At 59.4% G+C, this 14,291-nt stretch carries 13 protein-coding genes; 2 read left to right on the forward strand and 11 right to left on the reverse strand.

The genetic code is table 11. From position 1 onward, the window contains the following. The first annotated feature begins 64 nt into the window (after positions 1 to 64). Both M1E12_RS15435 and M1E12_RS15440 read left to right on the forward strand, forming a co-directional pair. Positions 65 to 844 (forward strand): lysostaphin resistance A-like protein, encoded by a 780-nt coding sequence (locus M1E12_RS15435; protein WP_479562431.1) that lies wholly within the window; start codon positions 65 to 67, stop codon positions 842 to 844. Between the two features lie 172 nt (positions 845 to 1,016). Then, positions 1,017 to 1,748, forward strand: a complete 732-nt coding sequence (locus M1E12_RS15440; protein ID WP_479564895.1) for a ParA family protein — start codon at positions 1,017 to 1,019, stop codon at positions 1,746 to 1,748. A gap of 33 nt (positions 1,749 to 1,781) precedes the next feature. Here the strand turns inward: M1E12_RS15440 and M1E12_RS15445 are convergent, their stop codons facing one another. The 11 genes from M1E12_RS15445 to M1E12_RS15495 all read right to left on the reverse strand — a co-directional run bounded on the left by M1E12_RS15445 (position 1,782) and on the right by M1E12_RS15495 (position 14,231). Then, a complete protein-coding gene (locus M1E12_RS15445) occupies positions 1,782 to 3,548 on the reverse strand; it encodes a hypothetical protein (protein ID WP_479562432.1) in 1,767 nt (588 codons plus the stop codon). Between the two features lie 55 nt (positions 3,549 to 3,603). After that, on the reverse strand, positions 3,604 to 4,692 hold the full coding sequence (locus tag M1E12_RS15450; RefSeq protein ID WP_479562433.1) for a protein-glutamate methylesterase/protein-glutamine glutaminase: 1,089 nt from the start codon (positions 4,690 to 4,692) through the stop codon (positions 3,604 to 3,606). 7 nt (positions 4,693 to 4,699) lie between these two features. Further along, a complete protein-coding gene (locus M1E12_RS15455) occupies positions 4,700 to 5,590 on the reverse strand; it encodes a CheR family methyltransferase (protein WP_479562434.1) in 891 nt (296 codons plus the stop codon). Next, positions 5,587 to 6,084, reverse strand: coding sequence for a chemotaxis protein CheW (locus M1E12_RS15460; protein ID WP_479562435.1), 498 nt, complete (start codon positions 6,082 to 6,084; stop codon positions 5,587 to 5,589). The genes M1E12_RS15455 and M1E12_RS15460 overlap by 4 nt, the downstream gene beginning before the upstream one ends. Positions 6,085 to 6,218: 134 nt before the next feature. Next, positions 6,219 to 8,024, reverse strand: a complete 1,806-nt coding sequence (locus M1E12_RS15465; RefSeq protein ID WP_479562436.1) for a methyl-accepting chemotaxis protein — start codon at positions 8,022 to 8,024, stop codon at positions 6,219 to 6,221. Between the two features lie 192 nt (positions 8,025 to 8,216). Beyond that, a complete protein-coding gene (locus tag M1E12_RS15470) occupies positions 8,217 to 9,908 on the reverse strand; it encodes a methyl-accepting chemotaxis protein (protein ID WP_479562437.1) in 1,692 nt (563 codons plus the stop codon). Positions 9,909 to 9,936: 28 nt separating this feature from the next. Next, the gene (locus M1E12_RS15475; protein ID WP_479562438.1) at positions 9,937 to 10,452 is read right to left on the reverse strand and encodes a chemotaxis protein CheW; all 516 of its coding nucleotides are present in this window, start codon (positions 10,450 to 10,452) and stop codon (positions 9,937 to 9,939) included. After that, entirely contained in the window at positions 10,449 to 12,446 is a 1,998-nt protein-coding gene (locus M1E12_RS15480; protein ID WP_479562439.1) for a chemotaxis protein CheA, read from the reverse strand. Before M1E12_RS15480 ends, M1E12_RS15475 begins: the two co-directional genes overlap by 4 nt. Further along, positions 12,443 to 12,811: a response regulator gene (locus M1E12_RS15485; RefSeq protein ID WP_479562440.1), complete on the reverse strand. Its 369-nt coding sequence runs from the start codon at positions 12,809 to 12,811 to the stop codon at positions 12,443 to 12,445. The genes M1E12_RS15480 and M1E12_RS15485 overlap by 4 nt, the downstream gene beginning before the upstream one ends. Continuing rightward, positions 12,811 to 13,134: a hypothetical protein gene (locus M1E12_RS15490; RefSeq protein ID WP_479562441.1), complete on the reverse strand. Its 324-nt coding sequence runs from the start codon at positions 13,132 to 13,134 to the stop codon at positions 12,811 to 12,813. Before M1E12_RS15490 ends, M1E12_RS15485 begins: the two co-directional genes overlap by 1 nt. Further along, positions 13,131 to 14,231: an HD domain-containing phosphohydrolase gene (locus tag M1E12_RS15495; RefSeq protein WP_479562442.1), complete on the reverse strand. Its 1,101-nt coding sequence runs from the start codon at positions 14,229 to 14,231 to the stop codon at positions 13,131 to 13,133. The genes M1E12_RS15490 and M1E12_RS15495 overlap by 4 nt, the downstream gene beginning before the upstream one ends. Positions 14,232 to 14,291: the final 60 nt, after the last annotated feature.

The raw sequence follows: 14,291 nt of genomic DNA on the forward strand, positions 1-14,291 counted from the left end.
CGAACAATCAGCCGGATCGCGATCGATACCGTCACCAGCAGCCCTTGAGAAAAGGCAAAACGACATGAACTACGCACACGGACGAGCCCGCCTCCCCTTCAGCCTGCTGGTCTATCTTCTCTGGGCCGCCATCACGATCTTCGGAGGGATGTGGCTGAGTGACGGCCAGAAGCAGTCGCTGATCGAAGGGCTGACGAAGGGACCGCTCTGGAATGTCATCGCCGCCTTCTTGTTTCTGGTGGCCGTCATCCTGGTAAGCGGATGGCGCGACCTCAAGTTCGGGGCACCACTACCGGGAACGCTCCGGCTCCTCTGGTTCCCGGCACTCTATATCGTCGGCTTCCTCAGCATCGCCGGCCTGCTCGGATGGCCGCCCTTGAGCCTGATGCTGATGATCCTCTTCAGCACTCTCTTCGTCGGCCTGTCGGAAGAGACCATGTTCCGGGGCGTGTTGTTTCAGGCCTTGCGAACGAGAGTGAAGCTCTGGCCCGCCATGATCTGGACCTCGGTCCTGTTCGGCTCCGTGCATATCCTTAACGCATTGACCACCGGCGAATTCCTGATGGCCCTGCTCCAGGCCTTCACAGCCACCCTGAGCGGTGTCGCCTTCATCGCGATCCTCGTCCGCACGGGCTCGCTCTGGCCGCCGATCCTCTATCACGCCCTGTGGGACTTCGGCACATTCACCATCTCCGCCAGTCAACAAGCGACCGGCGAAGCCGCGGCCGTGAATGTCGGCGGATGGAGCCTCCTCCTCCCCGTCGCACTCGTCCTGCCCAACTTCCTCTACGGGATCTTTCTGTTGAGGAACGTCCGCAACGAGGACACCTTCAAGCTCAAATGAGCCACCTTCGCCAAGCTCGATCCTCTCGTGACCCGTTTTGAGGACAAGGCTTCCGGTTTGCGCTTCGAAAGCGATGCGGATTTACTGACGGTTAAGCATCTTTGTTCATGCTGATGCCATATATTTCAGTCGCTTGCATCAAGCATTTCCGCAGCCGGGATTGGATAATGACATGCCCATTTTGACCTTCGCCAACACCAAGGGCGGTGCGGGGAAAACAACGGCCGTTCTTCTGGTTGCAACCGAACTGGCGCGAATGGGACTTCGGGTCGCGGTCCTGGATGCAGATCCACAACGCTGGATTTCCTGTTGGGCAGAGCAGCTGGGTCAACGCGGCAAGGAACGGCTGCTGGTGGTGCCTTATGTTTCTTCGTCCAACCTTGAACGGGAAATCAAGCGCTGGGAACCGCAGGTCGACATCGTGCTTCTCGATCTTCCCGGCGCCCGCAGTCCGCTGGTTGCCCAGGCCATGGGCCACTCGGATTATGTCCTGATACCGGCTCAAGGATCAGCGATGGACGCACAAGGTGCAGCCAACGTCATTGATCTGATCCAGTATCTTGAGGACAAGGCCGGGATGCGCATCCCGCATTCGGTCGTGCTCACCCGCATCAATCCGATCATCACGACGCGCGCACTACAGGGCGTAAAGACACTCCTGTCGCAAAAGCGGGTGCATCTTCTGGCGACCCCGATTGTCGAGCGTGCAGCGTTTCGCGATGTGTTCTCCTGTGGCGAGACACTCTACACGATCGATGCAACAACGGTCAGCAATCTCGATCGGGCACAAGAGAATGCACAAATGCTGGGTCGAGAGGTGCTTGCCCGGCTGATCAGATACGGCATCCTGAAAGCCAGGGCGAAAGAGCCGGTTCCTCAGTCTTCAGCACGTCTGGTGGCCTGACCTGGGGGCCCAGATCCGCAGCATGGGCTGCCATCAAAACAGCGCATCGTCAAAGAGCGCATCATCGCTTGAGAATTGCGGCTCTCTCGGACCCGCATCCGTCGCCTCCACGGCGGGCAAGGATGCAAAGACGGCTTGATGTATGTCGCGTTCCGATTTCATCGTGTAGCTGGCGAAGATATCCTCGGCGATGCCGACAAGCACGGTCTCCAGCCCATCAAGCGACGGAATGTCTTCAATTTGGCATTCGCTGCCTGCGAGTGACAGGCAGTCCCGCAGGATTACGGTCAGATCTTGATGGAAATTGAGCCCGCTCGTCGCTCGAGCGACCTGAAGGGCAATATCCTGCCCCCGCTGACGCAGATCCTCCAGTTTCTGCTCGAGCGTAACGGCTGCCTCGGTGACATGAGAAAGGGCGATGTCGATCCGAGAGACAAGATCCAACTCATCATCCCCGGCCTGCTCCATTCCAGGCATGCCAAGACCCGAGGCTTGTTCGTCGAGCGCCTTCAGATGAGCAAGCGCACGCTCCGTTACGTCGTCCAGCTGCGCGGAATACGTTCTCAGCTCGTTGGTCACGACGCTGATGGCGCGGCTTTCCTCTCCGAGCCTGCTGCAGCGAAGATTGGTGTTCAGAGCCATATACTGGATGTCGGCGCGCACCATCTGGATTGTCTCGACGCTGCTGACAAGCTGTTGGACGACGCCGCCGGTTGCTTCACTGAGGCTGCGCGCCTCCCTAGCCGTCCGGTCGATACCGGCGACCACTGAACGGGCAGCCTCCAGGCTTTTTCGAACCATCACCATCGCCGTTTCCTGTGCTGCAACGTCACTCGGCGGCAGCATTGAATACTGGAGATTGAGGAGATCGCTCACGTCGTTCGAAAAGTCGCCCATATTGCGAATGATCTTTTCGCATTCATTGTCGAAGTCTGCACTCGTTGCGACGAGCTGATCGCGGACCAGTCGTGAGACGAGAAGAAGAACACGATCTCGATCCTTATCTGTCAGCGCCTTCGCCTGCGGACGATGAAGATGATCTGAGACAATCCTGTAAGCCGCCTGACAATGCTCAAGGCGCTGGCGCGTCACATCACCGATCTGCAGGGCAGACAAGGTGTTGGCAAGCCTGTTTTGGACCCTCATACCGAGATCGGCGACCTGGCTTGCAAGGTCGGCCAGTGTACGGCGCTGCATTTCGATTGCTTGCGCATCGCGACCTAGGTCTTCGACGATGGAACCAATCGAAGAATCCTGCCCGTTCAGATTGACGAGATCGGCACTGGCCTGGCCAATCAGGTCCTCAAGCGCGCGAATGCGCTGTCCGAATCCCTTGACCTCTTCGCTGGCGATCTGAATGCGTTCGACGATTTCTTCTGCGAAGCCGGCGAAATCAGCGATACCCGCACCAGTGATCTTCGCCGTAACGGCGAATGTCCGGAGATAGCGAAGCGTTTCCTCCATGGCGACAACTTCTTCGCCAAGGATGCGACCCCGGCTACCGATGGCGTCAAAGCGCGTCTTGAGGTTTCGCTGTTGTGCCGGCAGCGCGGCAATCAGTGTGCCGGTGCGCAGCAACTCGCCCCTCGCCTGAGCCGCTTCTTCCTCCTTGAGTACATCTGAGATTGCAGCAATGGAGGTCATCAGACCGCCGAAGAGATCAAGGACGGCAACCAGCACTGTCCCGCCATCCAGAAAACGCTGCTCGATCTGGACTAGTGCTGTATCAAGTCGCTGGCAAATGACGTCCGTTGTCGAAGATAGATCTTCGGGCCGTTGCAGTTTCACAGTGTTCATCATTGAACCCTTCGTCCTCTTGTCTTGCCGGTGACAGCTGTGTCCATGTTCGCCGTGGTCACCCCATGTGCCGCCGGTCTGCAGCCATTATCTCGCGGGCGATATGCTCAAGCGGGGCGACACGATCGACACCGCCGCGCGCAATCGCCTCCTTCGGCATGCCGAATACGATCGAGGTGGCTTCGTCCTGGGCGACGGTGTAGGCGCCGCCCTTGTGCATTTCGTCCATGCCGCGTGCGCCATCGTCTCCCATGCCGGTCATGATGACCCCCATGGCGTTTGCACCTGCCGCGCGAGCAGCAGAGCGAAAAAGGACATCGACGGAAGGTCGGTGGCGCGAGACCAAAGGCCCTTGCTTGATCGCCACCTGGTAGCGAGCGCCCTGTCGCTCCAGGAGCATGTGCTGACCGCCTGGCGCGATCAACACATGGCCGCGCAGCACCGGATCGCCGTGTTTTGCTTCCTTGACCTCGACCTGACACAGCGTATTCAGCCTGGACGCGAAGGCCTTGGTGAAGTTTTCAGGCATGTGCTGCACGATGACGATGCCAGGTGCGTTCGCAGGCAAAGCCACCAGCAATTCACGCAGCGCCTCCGTTCCGCCGGTGGAAGCTCCCACGCAGACGACCATTTCAGTTGTTTTGGCCATTGGACGGCCGGTTGGCGGTGGCAAGACTGCATCTGCGGTCAGTTTAGCCTCTGTAGCGCCAGGAAATGGCGCCCGGCGGCGATCAGGCTTCACACGCGCTTGAGCCGCTCCCTTGACCGTCTGACGGATCATGGCGCCTGACTCGGACAGGTGATCGGCCGCGCCGATCTTCGGCTTCAAGATGATGTCGACTGCGCCAGCTTCCAGGGCCTGCATCAGCGTTTGCGACCCCGCCTCCGTCAGTGAAGAACACATCACGACCGGGATCGGATGCTGAGCCATCAGCTTGCGCAGAAAGGTTATGCCGTCCATCTTCGGCATTTCCACATCAAGCGTCACCACGTCGGGGACTTCTTCCTGGATACGACGCGCTGCGACGAAGGGATCGGAAGCCACGCCCATCACCTCGATATCGCCATCGACCTCCAGGACCTGGGTCAGTGCCTGACGGACGCTGGCGGAGTCATCGACGATCAATACCCGTATCTTTTTGGCCATCGCGCGGTCAGACCTTCTGAAAGACGGTGTTGGCCACCTGCCGGACCGGCAGGGCAAAACCGGTGATGGTTTCGGAGTGACCGACATAGAGATAGCCGCCCGGTGCGAGCTTGTCGCAGAGCCGGGAAAGAACCTTCTCCTGCGTCTTCTTGTCGAAGTAGATCAGGACGTTGCGGCAGAAGATGACATGCATCGCATTGCCGACATTGTAGGACGGATCCATCAGGTTCAGCCGGGCAAACCCTACCTTGGCGCGCAGCTTGGGATGGATCCGAACCTCGCTGCGGCTGGGATCGCGAGGCTCCATGACGTAACGCTTGCGCCGCTCCCGATCGACCGGCTCGATCATGGCGCTGGAATAGATTCCCTGCTTGGCGACCTGCAAAACATCGGTAGAGAGATCGGTGGCCAGTATCTGATAATCCGGGCCACCTTCTGCCTGGAGGAAATCCTCGATAACCATGGCAAGCGTGTAGGGCTCGGCGCCGATGGAGCAGGCAGAACTCCAGACGCGCAGGCGTCGGTGGCCTTGGGCAGCGAGATCCGGCAGGGCCTTGCTGGTCAGGTGATCAAAATGTGCCGGCTCGCGAAAGAAGTCGGTTTTGTTCGTCGTCACCACGTCGATGAGATGGATGGCCTCTCTCTCGAGACCGCCACCGTTGAACAGGAAGTCGCAATACTGATTCAACCCCTCGACACCGACGACGCGCAAGCGGCGGCGCAGTCTGCCCTCGAGCATGGTCTTCTTCGTGATGGGCATCTTGATGCCGCTGTAGTCGTATATGTAGCGCGCGAGCTGTTCGAAATTGCGGGCGCTCAGGCCATCCCCGGCTGCAGAAGCCGGCCGGAAGCGCTCCTGGCCAAGGGATGCAACGGGTTTCGTACTCAAGGCGTTCATGCGGGTTCCACGGCTGCGCCCGCGACTGAGCCCAGCGAGCGGGCATCTGCGGCAGAGAAGAGCTTGACGAGATCAACGATGACCACGAAATCACCCGCGCGCCGGACAACGCCGGCGATATAGTCGGACCGCCAGCGTATGCCGATATCGGGAGCCGCCTCGATTGCGTCGTGGCGGAAAGCCGTGACCTCGAAGACCCTGTCGGCGACCAGGCCGAGTGACAGTGGCCTTCCCTCGATCGGAACATCGATCACAAGGATCCTGGTATGCGGCGTCTTCTGCGTTCGTGACATGCCCAGTCTGAGGCGCAGATCGATCACCGGCACACCTTGACCGCGCACGTCGCGCAGTCCCAGAAGATATTCGGGACCATGGGGAATCCGGAAGGCATCCTCGTGATCGAGGATTTCGCGCACGACCTCCACGGGTACGGCGAAGCATTCGTTTTCGAGGCTGAAGGTCACGTATTGTGATTCAGTTGCAGCGTTGGCCATTTGGCACACTCCTTGGAATTCGACACCGCGGCCGGACCTTTGTCGGTGCAAGTTTTGCAGCTCTGGATCCGGCTGAGGGAACCGACCCGCCATAGTGTGGCGGGCCGCTGATGAGGTCTCGCTGAGGTGTCGCCTCAGGCGCTCTGGCGAAAGTCGTTATCGTCGCCGTCAGGCCCCCCCATGCTCATGTCGAGCGCAAAACCATGCGGCTTGGCCTGAGGACGAGGTGCTACTGCGGAGCGCTTCTGTGGCGTCTCGGCTGCCATCTTGCGCGCGATCGTCTGCAGTTGCTTGGCCGCATTGCTGCCCGCCCGTCCAGTCGCCCCGTCGACCTTGAAGAAGGCAATGGAGGCCTGGAGTTCTTCGGCCTGGGCAGCGAGCTCTTCCGAGGTGGCCGACATCTCTTCCGAGGCGCCAGCATTTTGCTGGGTGACCTTGTCGAGCTGTTGGATCGCTTCGTTGATCTGGCTCGAACCGATATCCTGTTCGCGGCAGGCAGCCGAGATTTCCGAGACCAGTTCTGCGGTCTTACGGATATCCGGTACCAGGCGGGTCAGCATCTCGCCGGCCTGTGTGGCGACGGCAACCGTCTCGCCGGAAAGCCCGGAGATTTCGGCGGCTGCCGCCTGGCTGCGTTCGGCAAGCTTGCGCACTTCGGATGCGACGACGGCAAAACCACGGCCATGTTCGCCGGCGCGTGCCGCTTCGACCGCTGCGTTGAGCGCGAGCAGGTCGGTCTGACGGGCAATTTCCTGCACGATCGAGATCTTCTCGGCGATCGTGCGCATGGCGGTCACCGCCTTCTCGACGGCCTTGCCGCTTTCTTCAGCGTCGGCGGCCGACTGACGGGCGATCTTTTCGGTCTGGGCGGCATTGTCGGCATTCTGCTTGATGTTGGCCGCCATCTCTTCCATCGAGGCAGAGGCTTCCTCAGCCGACGAGGCCTGTTCGGTCGCGCCCTGCGAGAGCTGTTCCGAACCCGACGACAACTGCTGGCTGCCGGCCGAAACATTCTCCGATGCGGCAAGCGCGTCGCTGACAACGCCGCGAAGACGCTCGACCATGCTCTCCAGGGATTGGCCAAGGATGTCCTTGTCCGAAAGCGGCTTCGGCGTGACGGTCAAGTCGCCATTGGCAATCTGGTCTGCCACGGCAGCCGTCGCCCGCAGGTTACCGGACATGACATTGACCGTGTCGACCAAGTCCTTGATCTCATCATTCGTCTTGACTTCAATATCCTGATCGAGATCGCCAATCGCGACCGCGCTCACAGCGGCCTGGATCTTCTTCAAGCCGTTATTGATGCCCAGCGCAATCCACAGAGCCACACCTGTCGACATGACGAACATCAGGACGAGCGAGGCAATCAGAAGGTTGCGCGACCAGCTATACTGCTCGTTGGTCGCGTCATCGGTTGCTTTGAGATCGAGAGCAATCTGGTCATTCAGTTCAGCAAGCGAAGCGAGGAGTGCATTGGCTGCATTTCGGCCTTCGCCCATATTTATATCGGCAGCACGCGCATTGCTGAAGTCGGTGTTTTCGATTGCAAGCGTCAGCACGTTATCCTGCAGGCTCTTCCATGCAGGTACAAGCTCGAGGAACTGCTTGATCTTGGCGTTGATTGCCGGGTCGCGGTCTTTGGCAATTTCCGCGGCAAGCGCCTGAATCTTCGCCTGATTCTCAGACACTTCCTCAACGAATCCCTGGATCAGCTTCGGATCCTTGTTCAGCACAGCACTTTTCTCGCTACCGATCGCGTTCAAGACTGCATCGGACAAGTCACTGGAATTGCGCAGATTGCTGGCGGGGCCCTGAATGATGTCGGTGATCGCCGTATTCAGCGAGGAAAGGTTCAAAATTGCCATTGTCGACATTCCGGTCGACAGAAGAATGAGGAGACCGAAAGCAATGGCCAGTTTCGACTTGATGGTGACGCGCATGAACAATCGTCCTTGATAAGGGTAAAGCGCTTGATGGATTTCATTCGACGCTCCGTCGTCGCACGTCGGAAGATTAAGATGCTCAAACTTCCGAAGACCTCATCGGTCGAAGATCCGGCAGCGTCATTTGCCGGAGGTGCTTAGCGCCCGTTCACGTGGCGCTAAACTTCTCTCATGTCCCGCGTTGGTTCTTCACGCGCTCTGCCGAAAATCGTTATCGTCGCTGTCGGGGCCGCCCATGCTCATGTCGAGGGAGAAGCCCTGGCCTTTGGATGTACCAGCGCTCGGCCGTGCAGCAGGACGCTTTGCCGGGGCGTGGCTTGCCATCTTCGCGGCGACTGCCTTCAACTGCTTGGCCTGATTGCTGCTCTGGGCGCTCGACGGCTTTGCCGACGTATCCACCTTGAAGAAGGCGATGGAGGCTTGGAGTTCTTCGGCCTGGGCAGCGAGCTCTTCCGAGGTGGCCGACATCTCTTCCGAGGCGCCAGCATTTTGCTGGGTAACCTTGTCGAGCTGTTGGATCGCTTCGTTGATCTGGCTCGAACCGATATCCTGCTCGCGGCAGGCAGCCGAGATTTCCGAGACTAATTCTGCGGTCTTGCGGATATCCGGCACCAGACGGGTCAGCATCTCGCCGGCCTGTGTGGCGACGGCAACCGTCTCGCCGGAAAGCCCGGAGATTTCGGCGGCTGCCGCCTGGCTGCGTTCAGCAAGCTTGCGCACTTCGGATGCGACGACGGCAAAACCACGGCCATGTTCGCCGGCGCGTGCCGCTTCGACCGCTGCGTTGAGCGCGAGCAGGTCGGTCTGACGGGCAATTTCCTGGACGATCGAGATCTTCTCGGCGATCGTGCGCATGGCGGTCACGGCCTTGTCGACGGCCTTGCCGCTCTCTTCAGCGTCGGCGGCCGACTGGCGGGCAATCTTTTCGGTCTGGGCGGCATTGTCGGCATTCTGCTTGATGTTGGCCGCCATCTCTTCCATCGAGGCAGAGGCTTCCTCAGCCGACGAGGCCTGTTCGGTCGCGCCCTGCGAGAGCTGTTCCGAACCCGACGACAACTGCTGGCTGCCGGCCGACACATTCTCCGATGCGGCAAGCGCGTCGCTGACAACGCCGCGAAGACGCTCGACCATGGCGTTGACGTGACCGAGAAGCATACCGATCTCGTCACGGGTGCGGATATCTGCGAACTTGGTCAGGTCGCCTTCAGAGACGCGCTGTACCGTGGTAACGGCGGAGCTGATGCCGCGGCTGATGGAGATGATGATCCAGAGAGCGGCGCCAAGGGCTGTGACCGAAGCGACTGCGGCCAAACCGATCACGATCGATCGGATTGAGACATATTGTTCCTGAGCATTGGTGCTGGCGGCAACGAGCCGTTCGCGCTCCAGTTCGAAAACTTCCGCCAGAAGCTGGTCGATGGCGGTGTTTGTGTCTCGGGCAGTCGTCGACGAAACACGGGATGCGGCCTCCGTATTGCCGGCCAGCATGAAGGCTCGGATCTGGTCATCGTGCTTGCGGAAATCAGCAGTCAATCCCTTAAGCTTGTTCCAGAATACCATACCTTTTTCAGTCGCCTTGCTCAGGATCACTTCAAAAGTTCGATCGAACGTGGCCCGCGCTTCGTCGCTTTTTGCCATGTACTTCTCAATCTCGACGGACGAGGCCGCCGATAGCATGTTCTTCTGCTGTCGGACCTGTTGAAGCTGAGCAATGTTGAGATCCTGAGCGAAACTCAGACGAGCGGCGGGACCGTTCAGTGTTTCAGTCCAATGAGTGTTGACATCTGCAATGCTCGACACGCTGTAGATCGCGGTGCCGACCAGCATCGTTATGATGAAGCCGAATGCCAGAAGTAATTTGAGTTTGATGGTGAAGCGCATGGCCCCCTCGCTTTCTATCAAGCTGTCGCTAACAAGCTGTCGCTAAAATGTTGACTCCGCGCTGCGAGGCGAAGATTGCCTGCAGGTTGGGAAGTATGATGAACTCGCCGTCCCTCTTGACGAGTGCGTGGATGTAATCTGGACGCCAGCGCATGCCGACGATCGGCGGAGGTTCGCTGGCGGAGGCCGGAAGACGAGTGACTTCATGCACCTTGTCGGTTCGGATACCGATCAGAGACAACTCGCCGTCGAGATCGAGCTCGGTCACCACGATGCGGCTGTCGATCGTCACGTCGCCTGCTTCCATGCCAAAGGCGACACGGATATCGGCCAAGGGAATGACCTTGCCGCGGAAATTGATGACGCTGCCGACGAAGGGCAGACTGCCGGGCACATTGGTCTCGGGCAGGAGATCGAGGATCTCCTGCACGATCGTTGCCTCGATGGCGAAGGTTTCGCCATTCAGGGTGAAGGTGAGAACGGAGAGGTCTTCCGCGCCCATGAACACCGCGCGATGGTCGGATTTCAAATGGTGTTCGCTCATCCTGCAGCCCGCATTTGCGCCTCCTGTTGCTGGCCTGCCGCAATCAGGTGCCCGACGTCGAGGATCAGAGCGACATTGCCATCACCGAGGATGGTTGCGCCGGAGAAGGACGACACCTGATCATGCAGCTTCGACATGGATTTGATGACCGTCTGGTGATCCCCGATGATCTGATCGACGACGAGGCCAACCCGTTCCCGACCCGTCGAGATGACGACCACCTTCTGGTGCGGATCCGGTTGGCTGCCGGTGCGAAACAGCTCACGCAAGCGAAGGAACGGCACGAGATTGTCCCGCAGCGAGATGAAGCTGCGGCCCCTTGAGCGCAGGTCTTCTTCAACCGAGAGCTCCAGGCATTCTTCAACGGCAGACAGCGGAATGACATATCGGCCAGTCCCCACCCGCACGAGAAGACCGTCGATGATGGCGAGTGTCAGCGGAATGCGCAGCGCGATTTCCGAGCCGGATCCTTCGTCGCTCTTCACATCGATCGAGCCGCGAAGGGCTTCGATGGTTTTCTTGACCACATCCATCCCGACGCCACGGCCGGAAAGGTTGGTGACTTTCTCGGCGGTCGAGAAGCCCGGCTGGAAGATCTGCTGCAACAACTCCTGATCCGACAAGGCCTGGCCCGGCTGGATCAGGCCATTGGCTTCTGCTTTCGCACGAACGCGTGCCCTGGCGATCCCGCGACCGTCATCCTTGATGGTAATCACCACCTCGCTGCCGGTCTGGTGGGCCGAGAGACTAACCTGTCCGACGGCCGGCTTGCCCGCAGCTACACGATCCTGTGGCAGCTCCAGACCGTGATCGATGGAATTGCGCACAAGGTGCACCAATGGGTCCGCCAGGCGGTCAATGACGGTCTTGTCGACCTCTGTGCCCTCGCCGGAGGTCACAAGCTCGATCTCCTTGCCGGTTTCCCGTGCCAGGTCGTGGACCAGCCGGCGGAAGCGGCTGAACAGACTGGCCACGGGCATCATGCGCAGGACCATCATCGTGTCCCGCAACTCGCCGGCAAGCCGTTCGATTTCCTCCGAGACCGAGCGCAGGCCAAGATCCACGACCGTGCCGGCCATCTGGCTCAACCGCGACTGGGCGATCACCAGTTCACCGACACGATCCATCATCTCGTCAAGTCGAAGCGCTGGAACGCGCACGTTATCTGCCTGCCGCTGAGACTTCGCATCACCTGCCGGCGCGCGATTGTCGTCGCGCGCAGGCGAAGGCTCATTGGCCGAACCTTCCGGAGCAACGGCAGCCTCATTCAACTCCGGCTCGGCGGCCGGGGTCACGTCGGAAAGCTCCATGCTCATCTCATCCATGACGAAGATGAAGACATCTTCGATTTCCGAGCGAGCCTTGTCGGTGACGATGGTCGCACTCCAACCGAGATAGAGCTGTGTGGGATCCATTGCCTCAAGGGAGGGCAAGCCATCGGTGATAACCTTGAGCCGGCAATCTCCCAGTTCGCGAAGTTCGTCGATCAAGCCGAGCGGATTGGTTCCATTGACCATCGTGTCGGCAGGAAGACGAAAGTTGAGCTGCCATATCCGGTGACCAGGATTGGCACTTTTTTCAGCGGGCAAGATTGCCACAGGCGCGCTGCTCGCCGCAACGCCGCCGCTGACGGCGCGTTGCAATTGTTCGAGCAACTTCACGCTCATGGCGTCATGGTCGCCATTTGGCTGCTCGAGCAGGGCCTGCATGTGTCCCTGGGCATCGAGCACGGCGGCAATCAGCTCACGTGTAGCGGGAGCCTCACCCTTGCGCACCTGATCAAAGGCACTTTCGCAATGGTGGGTAAAGGCCGCAAGCTGGTCGAAGCCGAACATCGAGCCTGACCCCTTGAGCGTGTGCAAACCACGGAACACGGCGTCGATCTGTGCCTTGTCGTCAAGATTGCGGGTGAGATCCAGAAGGCCGGCTTCGATCAACTCGAGCTGCTCGACCGCCTCCACTCGAAAGACCGCGATGGGGTCGAGGTTGTTCATCGGCCAAGAACCTTGCGTGCGATCTTGGTGAGATTGTCCGCGTCGAAAGGCTTGGTCAGCCAGCCCGTCGCACCGGCCGCCTTAGCCTGCTGCTTGATGTCGCCATCGGATTCCGTCGTGAGGAAAATGACGGGGGTTCCCATATAGGCCGGCATCTGCCGCAGATTGCGGATCATGGTCAGCCCGTCCATATTGGGCATGTTCAGATCGGTGACGATGAGATCAAAGCTGCCGGTCTTCATCTTCTGAAGACCGTCTATGCCGTCGACTGCTTCGGTGACTTTGTAGCCGGCATTGGTCAGTGCAATCCGGGTGGTCATTCGGATGCTGGCGGAATCGTCTACGGTGAGAATGTTGGCACTCATCACTGGTCTCCGTTCATGGTGAGTAGGGTGCCGCTCTTGATTTCGGCGGGGATGCCCGCGCGCTCGAGCGTGGTGAAGATCCCACTCTCGCGGCTGGCAAGAATGGAAAGGTCGATTGCTTGCTCAGCAGCCGATAGCTGCGCGGAAAGCAAAAGCTGCGGAAGTGTGAGATCGCACTCACAGTCATCGGCGATCTCAACCTCGATAGACCCGCCTTCGCTGCGCGCTCTCTCGAGCGCCAGGCGCAGTCGAGAATGGGTCTCCCGGACCGTCTTGATCGTCAAAACGCCCTCAAGGCGAAGCTGCGTCACCTGCTCAGTCATGCTGCTGTTTCCGCTGTCTTGTTGATCTGCATTGGCGAGGGCGCCGACTGGTTGCTCAGCGCTGAGCCTTTCTCTTGAGCCGAATAGATCGCTCGGATCTCCGGCCATCTGCGCTCGAAGGCTTCGACGCAACGAGGGTCGAAATGCGCACCAGTTCCTCGCCCGATTTCCTCACGCGCCTTGTCCACGTGCCACGCCCTTTTGTAGGGACGCTCCGAGCACAAGGCGTCGAACACATCGGCAATGGCGACAATACGCCCTTCGATTGGGATATCAGTGCCGGCCAGCCCGTTGGGATATCCTGATCCGTCCCATTTCTCATGGTGGCTCCCGGCAATCCTTTCGGCAGTCTTGATCAGGTCGGAATCGCTTCCTGACAGGATCTCTGCCCCAAAAGCCGCGTGAGAACGCATCTCCTCCATTTGGCGGGTATCGAGGGGACCGGGCTTCAGAAGGATGGCATCGGAAACGCCAATCTTGCCGACATCGTGAAGCGGGCTTGCCAGCGCAATCATCTCGCAGGTGGCGGCACTGAGACCCAATTCCTGGGCGATCATGCGCGCGACGACCGCAACGCGTTCAAGATGAAGGGCAGTTTCTCCGTCCCGACACGCCATGGCTTTGCAAAGCCGCCATATCAGTTCCTTTTCCTGAGCCGCGATACGCGCGCAGGCGGTGGCCACATCTTGTTCCAGTGATCGTGCATGCTGCGCCAAAGATTGCTGGGCCTCCCGCAGGGCCAGGAGGTTGCGCAGACGTATCGTCAACTCCACCTTGTCGATTGGCTTGGTGAGAAACTCCGTGGCGCCAGCTTCGATGGCCGACATCTTGATCGAGGGCGCCGTCTCCGATGTCAGCATGATGACGGGAACGTCTCGGCCACTCGGCAACCGGCGCAGATGTGAGATCAATTCGATGCCGTTCATGCCTGGCATGGTATAGTCAACCAGGACAAGATCAGCCGGAACGGTGCTCATCACGTTGAGCGCAGCAGCGGGATCCAGAAATGAAAGAATTTCATAGGATCCGATCGATTCGATGGCCTGAGCCAGAAAAGACAATACTGAGGGACTGTCGTCTACAGCAAATATTCGCATGAATAGCCTCACGATCCCGACGCACCCGCCTGGTTCGTTGATACTTCAGATTATATTGGA

It is taken from the genome of Rhizobium sp. K33 (assembly GCF_056501445.1).

Excerpts from the sequence above, each read along its gene's own strand:
- M1E12_RS15435 (WP_479562431.1), top strand. The coding sequence starts at position 65 with ATGAACTACGCACACGGACGAGCCCGCCTCCCCTTCAGCCTGCTGGTC.
- M1E12_RS15440 (WP_479564895.1), top strand. The coding sequence starts at position 1,017 with ATGCCCATTTTGACCTTCGCCAACACCAAGGGCGGTGCGGGGAAAACA.
- M1E12_RS15445 (WP_479562432.1), bottom strand. The coding sequence starts at position 3,548 with ATGATGAACACTGTGAAACTGCAACGGCCCGAAGATCTATCTTCGACA.
- M1E12_RS15450 (WP_479562433.1), bottom strand. The coding sequence starts at position 4,692 with ATGGCCAAAAAGATACGGGTATTGATCGTCGATGACTCCGCCAGCGTC.
- M1E12_RS15455 (WP_479562434.1), bottom strand. The coding sequence starts at position 5,590 with ATGAACGCCTTGAGTACGAAACCCGTTGCATCCCTTGGCCAGGAGCGC.
- M1E12_RS15460 (WP_479562435.1), bottom strand. The coding sequence starts at position 6,084 with ATGGCCAACGCTGCAACTGAATCACAATACGTGACCTTCAGCCTCGAA.
- M1E12_RS15465 (WP_479562436.1), bottom strand. The coding sequence starts at position 8,024 with ATGCGCGTCACCATCAAGTCGAAACTGGCCATTGCTTTCGGTCTCCTC.
- M1E12_RS15470 (WP_479562437.1), bottom strand. The coding sequence starts at position 9,908 with ATGCGCTTCACCATCAAACTCAAATTACTTCTGGCATTCGGCTTCATC.
- M1E12_RS15475 (WP_479562438.1), bottom strand. The coding sequence starts at position 10,452 with ATGAGCGAACACCATTTGAAATCCGACCATCGCGCGGTGTTCATGGGC.
- M1E12_RS15480 (WP_479562439.1), bottom strand. The coding sequence starts at position 12,446 with ATGAACAACCTCGACCCCATCGCGGTCTTTCGAGTGGAGGCGGTCGAG.
- M1E12_RS15485 (WP_479562440.1), bottom strand. The coding sequence starts at position 12,811 with ATGAGTGCCAACATTCTCACCGTAGACGATTCCGCCAGCATCCGAATG.
- M1E12_RS15490 (WP_479562441.1), bottom strand. The coding sequence starts at position 13,134 with ATGACTGAGCAGGTGACGCAGCTTCGCCTTGAGGGCGTTTTGACGATC.
- M1E12_RS15495 (WP_479562442.1), bottom strand. The coding sequence starts at position 14,231 with ATGCGAATATTTGCTGTAGACGACAGTCCCTCAGTATTGTCTTTTCTG.